The sequence below is a fragment of the Novosphingobium sp. B-7 genome, assembly GCF_000410615.1.
Lineage (GTDB): Bacteria > Pseudomonadota > Alphaproteobacteria > Sphingomonadales > Sphingomonadaceae > Novosphingobium > Novosphingobium capsulatum.
The window spans coordinates 28,636-28,869 of the sequence record NZ_KE148396.1; the positions used below are offsets into that span (position 1 = coordinate 28,636).

Genomic DNA, 234 nt, shown 5'->3' on the forward strand with positions numbered 1-234 from the left:
CATCGCGCAGCGGCCCGACCAGTTCGGCATGGCTGCCTTCGACCACGGCTACATCGACACCGGGATAGGCGGCGGCAAAGCGCAGCAGTGTTTCGGGCAGCCAGCGCGCGCGCGACAGCGGCATGGCGCCGATCACCACGCGGCCGGCCGCCTTACCCTGCCACGCCGCCACTTCGGCCAGGCCGCTGCGCAATTCGGCCATGGCCAGGCCAAAGCCGCGCGCGCGACGGGCAC

Annotated in this window: 1 protein-coding gene; it reads right to left on the reverse strand. The window is 72.6% G+C overall.

Translation table 11 applies throughout. The features are described 5' to 3' along the window. On the reverse strand, window positions 1-234 hold a 234-nt coding region (locus tag H926_RS28340; protein WP_043610115.1), incomplete at both ends, for a LysR substrate-binding domain-containing protein.